Source organism: Streptomyces sp. adm13(2018) (assembly GCF_008042145.1).
Taxonomy (GTDB): domain Bacteria; phylum Actinomycetota; class Actinomycetes; order Streptomycetales; family Streptomycetaceae; genus Streptomyces.
Map to the genome: position 1 here is coordinate 1 of NZ_RDBH01000107.1, position 7,217 is coordinate 7,217.

Genomic DNA, 7,217 nt, shown 5'->3' on the forward strand with positions numbered 1-7,217 from the left:
CCGTCGAGGGCTGCGACACCGTCTTCCACCTCGCCGCGCTCATCGGCATCCCCTACAGCTACGACGCCCCGGGCGCCTACGTCCGCACTGGACGTTGTCGGCGCGGTGCCGGGCGGCGCACGCGGACGAGCTGTTCGCCGAGTCGGCGGCGCAGAGCCAGGTCAAGGCGCTGTGTACCGGATGCCCTGTCAGGGTCGAGTGTCTGGCTCATGCTCTGGACGACCGGATCGATCACGGAGTCTGGGGCGGGATGACGGAACGGGAGAGGCGCGCCCTGTTGAAGCGTCGCCCCCTGGTGCGGTCCTGGAGCCGACTCCTGGAGGCCGCCAGGCGTGAGCACGAGGTGGGGGCGTCACCGCGGAAGCGTGAAGTCGCCTGACGCTGACTCTCCTTCGGGAGGCGTAGTCGGGGATGTGCCGTCCTGCCGGGGCGTCCGGCGGTGCCGGGCCGGACGCCCCTGGCAGCGGCCGGTGGCGGATTCTCAGACCTACCGGTGTCCTCAGGCCCGGTGGCGGTGTCTCGGACCCGGTGACGGTGGCTCAGACCTGGTAGCGGTGACTCAGACCTGGTAGCGCCCAGGGGCGAACAGGTGCAGGTGCTCCGCCACCCAGGCCGAGGTCCGCTCCAGGCCTTCCTCCAGGCCGACTTCCGGCTCCCAGGCCGCCCAGGTGCGGGCCCGTGTGTTGTCCGAGAGCAGTCGGTGCACCTCGCTGCCGGAGGGCCGAAGTCGCGTCGGGTCGACGACGATCTCGGCGTCGCGGCCGGAGGCCATGACGAGTGCCTTCGCGAGGTCTCCGATCGAGATCTCGCGACCGGTGCCGAGGTTGACGCTCTCCCCCAGTGCCCGGTCGCAGCCCGCCAGTGCCAGGAACCCGGCCGCGGTGTCGGTGACGTAGGTGAAGTCGCGGGTCGGGGTCAGCGAGCCGAGACGGATCTCTCGGGCTCCGGCGTGCAGTTGGGCGAGGATCGTGGGGATGACGGCGCGGGCCGACTGACGGGGCCCGTAGGTGTTGAAGGGCCGTACGACGGTCACCGGCAGCTCGTAGGCGTGCCAGTGGGACAGGGCCATCATGTCCGCGCCGATCTTCGACGCGGAGTAGGGCGACTGCGGCTGGAGGGGGTGGTCCTCGCTGATGGGGGCCGTGAGCGCGGTCCCGTACACCTCGCTGGTGGAGGTGTGGAGGAGGCGTCGGACGGAGTGGCGGCGGCAGGCCTCGGCGATGTTCTCGGTGCCGACGACGTTCGTACGGACGTAGGCGCCCGGGGCGTCGTAGCTGTAGGGGATGCCGATGAGCGCGGCGAGGTGGAAGACGGTGTCGCAGCCCTCGACGGCGTCCATGACCCGGCCCGCGTCGCCGACGTCACCGGCGATGAACTCGACCGGGCCGTGCGGGTCGTCGAGGTAGCGGGCGAGGTGGCCCTTGTCGGCATACGGCTTGTAGTGGACGAAGGCCTTCACCCGCGCGCCGCGTTGGACGAGCAGGTCGACGAGGGTGGAGCCGATGAAGCCCTCGGCTCCGGTGACGAGGACGGTGCGGCCGGTCCAGTCGATGGTCGTGGTCGTGGTCGTGGTCGCGCTCATGGCCGTGGCCTCGGTCGTGTTCGTGTTCGTGTTCGTGTTCGCGTTCGTGTTCGGGTTCGGGTTCGTCATGGGGTGAGCTCCCTTGCGGTGCTGGGTCGTCCGGCCAGTCGGATGACCGTCTCTGCGAGCAGGTCGGCGGCGTGGGCGTGGTTTCCCGGGTCTGCGGCGCGTCCCATCACCGCGAGCCGGGTGGGGTGTGCGAGCAGCGGGTCGATCAGTTCGGCGAGCCGGTCCGAGGTGGTCTCGGCGTCCGGGAGGAGGTGGGCGGCGCCGGCATCGGACAGGACCCGGGCGTTGTGGGTCTGGTGGTCGCCGGGGGCGTGCGGGTACGGCACGAGGACGGCGGGCACCCCGGTCGTGGCGAGCTCGGCGATCGTGGCCGAGCCGGCGCGACAGACGACGAGGTCGGCGACCGCGTAGGCGAGGTCCATCCGGTCGAGGTAGGGCACCGCCTGGGCGACGGGACCGACACCGGCCTCGATGAGGCCTCTCCGGGTCTCCGCGAGTGCGGCCGGGCCCGTCTTGATCAGGAGGTGGACGTCGCCGCGGCCCCGCCAGCGGGCGGCGAGGCCCACGGCGGCGGCAGTGAGGCGGGCCGCGCCCAGACTGCCGCCGTTGAAGAGGACGACCCGGGCTCCCTGGGGTATCGCGAAGGCGCGCCGGGCCTCCTCGCGCTGGGCCGGCCGGTTCAGGGCAGCCAGGGATGCGGCGATCGGCATGCCCACGGTCTGTGCCCGCTCGCCGCCCGACAGATGGGCGCGGCTGCCGTCGAAGGCGACGGTGAGGTGGGGGGTGAGGCGGGCGGCGAACTGGTTGGCCCGGCCCGGGACCGCGTTGGACTCGTGGATCACGCTGGGCAGTCCCGCCATCTTCGCCCCGACGATCGCCGGGGCACTGGGGTAGCCGCCCATGCCGACGACGATGTGCGCCTTCTGGGTACGCAGGACCTGGCGGGCCTGGGCCCCCGAGCGGAGGAGCGCGGCCGGAAGGAGGAAGCGTTTCGCGCCGAGCGCGGGATCGAAGGGGATCATGTCGACGGTGTGCAGCCGGTATCCGGCCGCCGGGATCAGGGTCGTCTCAAGACCGCGTTCGGTGCCGATGAAGGAGATGACCGTCTCGGGGTCGGCGCGGCGCAGGGCCTCGGCCAGGGCGAGACCGGGGTAGATGTGACCGCCGGTGCCGCCCGCACCGATCACGACGGAGAGTGGTGTGCGCATGGCCGCCACTCTCGATAAGCGGGTTAAGAGGGTTCTAAGAGTCCGGTTTGGCAGGCTTCACGCTATGAGCGGCATGAACGGCGTGACTGGCATGAACGGCGCGGACAGCCCGAACGGCATGAACGGCGCGAACAGCATCCGCGCGGGCGACGCGGGCGCGGGACGCAGCGCGGGCGGTGGGCAGGGCGCGAGCGCGGGTGGTGGCGGGAGCAGCATGCGGAGTACGGGCAGGATCCTGGTGGCCGAGGACGAGCCGGACGTGCGGGCCGCCGTCGAGGACGGGCTCAGCGTGGAGGGGTACGAGGTCCGGGGCGTCGGCGACGGCCTGGAGGCACTGTCGGCGGTGACCGCCTGGCAGCCGGACGCGCTGGTCCTCGACGTGATGATGCCGGTCCTGGACGGTCTCGCGGTCTGCCGGCGGCTGCGGGCGATGGAGGACCGCACACCGGTCCTGGTGCTGACCGCGCTGTCCTCGGTGAGCGAGCGGGTGGACGGTCTGGAGGCCGGCGCGGACGACTACCTGGTGAAACCGTTCGCGCTGGACGAGCTGGTGGCGCGCGTGCGTGCCCTGCTGCGGCGGGCCGCGCCGCCCGCGCCGGGCTCGGACCTGGCCTTCGCCGACCTGACCCTCGATCCCGTGACCCGCACCGGACGGCGGGGCAACCGGCCACTGGAGTTCTCGCGCACGGAGGCCGCCCTGCTGGAACTCCTGCTGCGCCATCCGGGCCAGGTCCTGCCGCGCGAAGTGATCCTGGAGCGGGTCTGGGGCCAGGACTTCGGCCCCGACTCCAACTCGCTCGCGGTGTACGTGGGATACCTGCGGCGGAAACTGGAGGCGGGCGGCGAGCCGCGCCTCGTCCACACCGTGCACGGGCTCGGCTACCGGCTGGATCTGGCGTGAGCGGGGTGCGCGGGCTGGGCGCCCGCTGGCGGCGCAGGCGACCGCTCCGTACCCGTATGGCGCTCGCGGCGTCGGCGGCGGTGGCGCTGGTCGCGGTCGGGGTGTGCACGGCGGCGTTCTTCGTCATCCGCTACGAGCTGCTGCACCAGCTCGACCTGTCCCTCACCCAGTCCGCGACCCGGACCATCCAGGCGAACCGCGGCGAAAGCCCGCAGATCGTGGCGGGCGAGTGCCGCTACCTCTCCGCGCCCGCCTGTGCCCAGATCGTCCCCGCCGACCCGGCGGCGGACCCCGCCGAGCCCTATCTGCTGCCCGTCTCCTCCCCCGTACGGGAGGTCGCGGCGGGCGCGCGGGCCCCGTACTACAGCAACGTCCAACGCTTCGGGCAGCCGCTCCGAATGCTGACCACGCCGTTCGGAGACGGGCAGGCACTCCAGGTGGCCCTGCGCGCCGACCCGGTCGAGAAGAGCGTGCGGCAGGCGGCCGCGCTGCTCGCGGTGGTCGGCGCGGTGGGGGTCCTGCTGGCCGGGCTGCTCGGCTACGCCGTCTCCCGTACGGGCCTGGCCCCGGTGGCCCGGCTGACCGCGACCGCCGAACGGATCGCGGCCACCCGGGATCCGCGCCACCGCATCGAGCTGCCGCCCGGCCCCCCGGGCCGGCAGGACGAGGTGACCCGGCTGGCGGCCAGCTTCAACACGATGCTCGGTGAGCTGGAGCAGTCGGTGACCTCCCAGCGCCGACTGGTCGCGGACGCCTCCCACGAACTACGGACGCCGCTGACCGCGCTGCGCACGAACGCGGAGCTCCTGGCCCGTGGCGACCGGCTGACGCCCGCCCAGCGCGCACGGGCGTCGGGGGCGCTGGAGCGGGGCATCCGGGAAGTCACCGGGCTCGTCAACGACCTCATCGAACTCGCCCGGGACGAGGAACCACTCCCGCTCCTGGAGGACGTACACGTCGCCGAGCTGACGGAACACACGGTCGCCGTCGCCCGGACGCACTGGCCGCACACCCCGTTCCTCCTGGGGGTGGAGACGGGCGCGACACACGAGGTCAGACCGGGGTGCCCGGCGGGCTGAACTTGGCCGCGTTGTCCAGCAGGTTCGTCAGCAGACGGGCCAGTCGCGCCGGGACCCCCGGTCTGACCTCGTGTGTCGCGCCCGTCTCCACCCCCAGGAGGAACGGGGTGTGCGGCCAGTGCGTCCGGGCGACGGCGACCGTGTGTTCCGTCAGCTCGGCGACGTGTACGTCCTCCAGGAGCGGGAGTGGTTCCTCGTCCCGGGCGAGTTCGATGAGGTCGTTGACGAGCCCGGTGACTTCCCGGATGCCCCGCTCCAGCGCGTTCCTCCAGAAGAACGGCGCCGGATTCCACGTGATCGTGCTCCTCGCCACCGGCACCGACGACGGCCCGGGCGGACCTCCCCCATGTCTTCGACCGCTTCTACCGCGCCCAGTCGGCCCGCGCCCTGCCCGGCTCGGGCCTCGGTCTGGCCATGGCCCGGCAGATCGCCCACGCACACGGGGCGGAGCTGACGGCGCGGGCGGCGCCGGGCGGCGGGGCGCTGTTCACGCTGACGTTCGCCCCTGAGGGAGAAAGCCGGTAGCGGCAGGCCGCAGTCGCGATCGGTGAGAGGGGCCGATCCCGTCGATGCGGGACTACGGCCTGCGCGACCGCGCCGCTCGCCGCGCTGGCTACTCGCCGGCCCAGGAGACCGAGGGGAAGGGCTCGGCGGTGTTGACGTAGTACTTCCGGATCAGCGGGCCGAAGCCGTTCGGTTCGGTGCCGAGGAGCATGCGCTTGATGATCGTGACGGCGTCGGCGTGAGTGAGCGCGGGCACCTTCGTGGCGGTCTTCCCGACGGTCTGCTTGGTCGTCCATGCCATCCGGGTCTCCCTCTCGGCGCTGACATCGGGGTCGAAGGCCAGGAAGAAGGGGCGTCCGCCCGGGCCGTCGTCGGTGCCGGTGGCGAGGAGCACGATCACGTGGAATCCGGCGCCGTTCTTCTGGAGGAACAGGCTCTGGGATCCGCCGACATGGTCGGTGGGGCCCTTGACGGTCACGGCACGGTCGATGTGCAGACGGTCGCCGATCGCGGTCCACTTGGCCGAGATGTCCCCGGCCGCCGCCAGATCGGCGGGATGGTAGAGCCCGCCTGCGGCGGCCGAGCTGAGGACGGTCCCCACACGCTGACCGCGGGCCTCGCAGAGCCTGTCCAGCATGCCGGAGAACATCGTGTCGACCGGGAGCTGCAACCAGAAGGAGAGGCGTTCGAGAACGGTTCCCGTGCCTGGTGCGGGGCTGTTGTCGATCGCGGTGCCGATCCGGGCCCGTAAGGACGCGACCGCCGGGTCGGTCACGTCCCCCGGCTTGAAGTACGCCTGTGTGATCACGAAGGATCCCCCCATCCGTCTGTGTTGCTCCCACTATGACGGAGGGAGCGCGCTTCGGGCGGAGTATCCGGAAAAAGACAGTCGGGTTCCGGTCCATCACGAGCAGTACTGGAGAGCCCAGAGTTCATGGCGCCCTAAGACTGGGCAGCGGCCGCCTCCAGGCAACTACATCGGCCCTCGTGTGCCCCCCCGGCCGTAAATCCAGAGTGACTGGTAGTGACCTGTGGGGCGGGCTCGACAATTGTGTAGCTGCACTCGTCGCGGACCTGCGATGGTGTCCGCCATGGATTCCAAGCCGCGCACTGACCTCGGTCGTCACCGCGACTCAGGGGGCTGGTTGGCTCGGTTCGCGGGCCGGATGCTCGTGGTCTGTCCGCGATGCGAGGGCCGTGCTCTCGTGATTCCTCGGCCGGACCTCTCTGATCCCCGATACCTCAGCCAGCTTCTGTTCCTGCCGCGCCGTCTGGCGTGCGGAGGGTGCGGCGCCGTCGCCGACTGGGAACCTGAAGTGCGGGGGGCCGGGCTGGTCGGCGCGGTGCTGGGCGGCAGTGAGGAACCGTTCTTCCAACGGCCTCTGTGGCTGCAGACCCGTTGCGCCGGTCACGTCTTGTGGGCTTATAACGAGGAGCACATCGACGAACTGTCCGCTTACGTCGGGGCGCGCTTGCGAGAGCGCGGCGCAACGCAGCCGACGCTGTCGATGGTCGCTCGGCTACCGGCGTGGATGAAGGTGTCGAACAATCGCACAGAGGTACTGGCCGGCCTGGAGACGCTGCGGACGCTGGCCGAACGAACGGCACCTGCCGACCGCTCCGATGCCGCGCACGGGCGCGGTGACCGTGCGCGAGCGCGCGGGGGTCTGTACTTTCGGGGCGGCCCCTACGAGTCCTGAAGGCCCTGGAAGCGCTGAGCCGGGCCCGTACCGCACTCGTCTCCGAAGGCGAAGGCGAAGGCGGAGGCGCAGGTGGAGGCGGAGGCGCCGGGCCCACCTCGACGGGAGCCCTGGCACGTACCGAAGCACGCCTGCTCAGCCGTACGAGGCCGGCGGAGGCCGCACCCGCCGGGACGATCGACAGTCTCTGGAACCGGGCCGCAGCCGCCTGGGACCGCTCTGTGCCCACCCGGT

6 protein-coding genes and 2 pseudogenes are annotated in these 7,217 nt (G+C 71.7%); 5 read left to right on the forward strand and 3 right to left on the reverse strand.

Translation table 11 applies throughout. The features are described 5' to 3' along the window. Both EAO70_RS40290 and EAO70_RS09665 read left to right on the forward strand, forming a co-directional pair. Window positions 1-119 (forward strand): annotated as a pseudogene (locus tag EAO70_RS40290) (NAD-dependent dehydratase); the annotation flags it as partial. Continuing rightward, entirely contained in the window at window positions 95-379 is a 285-nt protein-coding gene (locus EAO70_RS09665; protein ID WP_148002601.1) for a WhiB family transcriptional regulator, read from the forward strand. The pseudogene EAO70_RS40290 and the gene EAO70_RS09665, both read left to right, overlap by 25 nt. 180 nt (window positions 380-559) lie before the next feature. Here EAO70_RS09665 and EAO70_RS09670 read toward each other — a convergent pair whose 3' ends face one another. Next, complete coding sequence (locus tag EAO70_RS09670) at window positions 560-1,582, reverse strand: GDP-mannose 4,6-dehydratase (RefSeq protein WP_148002605.1); 1,023 nt, start codon at window positions 1,580-1,582, stop codon at window positions 560-562. 65 nt (window positions 1,583-1,647) lie between these two features. Continuing rightward, the gene (locus EAO70_RS09675) at window positions 1,648-2,799 is read right to left on the reverse strand and encodes a UDP-N-acetylglucosamine--N-acetylmuramyl-(pentapeptide) pyrophosphoryl-undecaprenol N-acetylglucosamine transferase (RefSeq protein WP_148002602.1); all 1,152 of its coding nucleotides are present in this window, start codon (window positions 2,797-2,799) and stop codon (window positions 1,648-1,650) included. A gap of 214 nt (window positions 2,800-3,013) precedes the next feature. On the opposite strand from EAO70_RS09675, the gene EAO70_RS09680 reads away from it, so the two are divergent. Continuing rightward, window positions 3,014-3,700, forward strand: coding sequence for a response regulator transcription factor (locus EAO70_RS09680; protein ID WP_187283823.1), 687 nt, complete (start codon window positions 3,014-3,016; stop codon window positions 3,698-3,700). Beyond that, window positions 3,697-5,304, forward strand: a pseudogene (locus EAO70_RS09685) (sensor histidine kinase). The gene EAO70_RS09680 and the pseudogene EAO70_RS09685 overlap by 4 nt, the downstream one beginning before the upstream one ends. An 88-nt stretch (window positions 5,305-5,392) precedes the next feature. On the opposite strand, the gene EAO70_RS09700 reads toward EAO70_RS09685, so the two are convergent. Beyond that, entirely contained in the window at window positions 5,393-6,091 is a 699-nt protein-coding gene (locus EAO70_RS09700; RefSeq protein ID WP_148002603.1) for a hypothetical protein, read from the reverse strand. Between the two features lie 283 nt (window positions 6,092-6,374). On the opposite strand from EAO70_RS09700, the gene EAO70_RS09705 reads away from it, so the two are divergent. After that, window positions 6,375-6,983, forward strand: a complete 609-nt coding sequence (locus tag EAO70_RS09705; protein WP_148002604.1) for a hypothetical protein — start codon at window positions 6,375-6,377, stop codon at window positions 6,981-6,983. The last annotated feature ends 234 nt before the right edge of the window (window positions 6,984-7,217 follow it).

Excerpts from the sequence above, each read along its gene's own strand:
- EAO70_RS09670 (WP_148002605.1), bottom strand. The coding sequence starts at position 1,582 with ATGAGCGCGACCACGACCACGACCACGACCATCGACTGGACCGGCCGC.
- EAO70_RS09675 (WP_148002602.1), bottom strand. The coding sequence starts at position 2,799 with ATGCGCACACCACTCTCCGTCGTGATCGGTGCGGGCGGCACCGGCGGT.
- EAO70_RS09680 (WP_187283823.1), top strand. The coding sequence starts at position 3,014 with ATGCGGAGTACGGGCAGGATCCTGGTGGCCGAGGACGAGCCGGACGTG.
- EAO70_RS09705 (WP_148002604.1), top strand. The coding sequence starts at position 6,375 with ATGGATTCCAAGCCGCGCACTGACCTCGGTCGTCACCGCGACTCAGGG.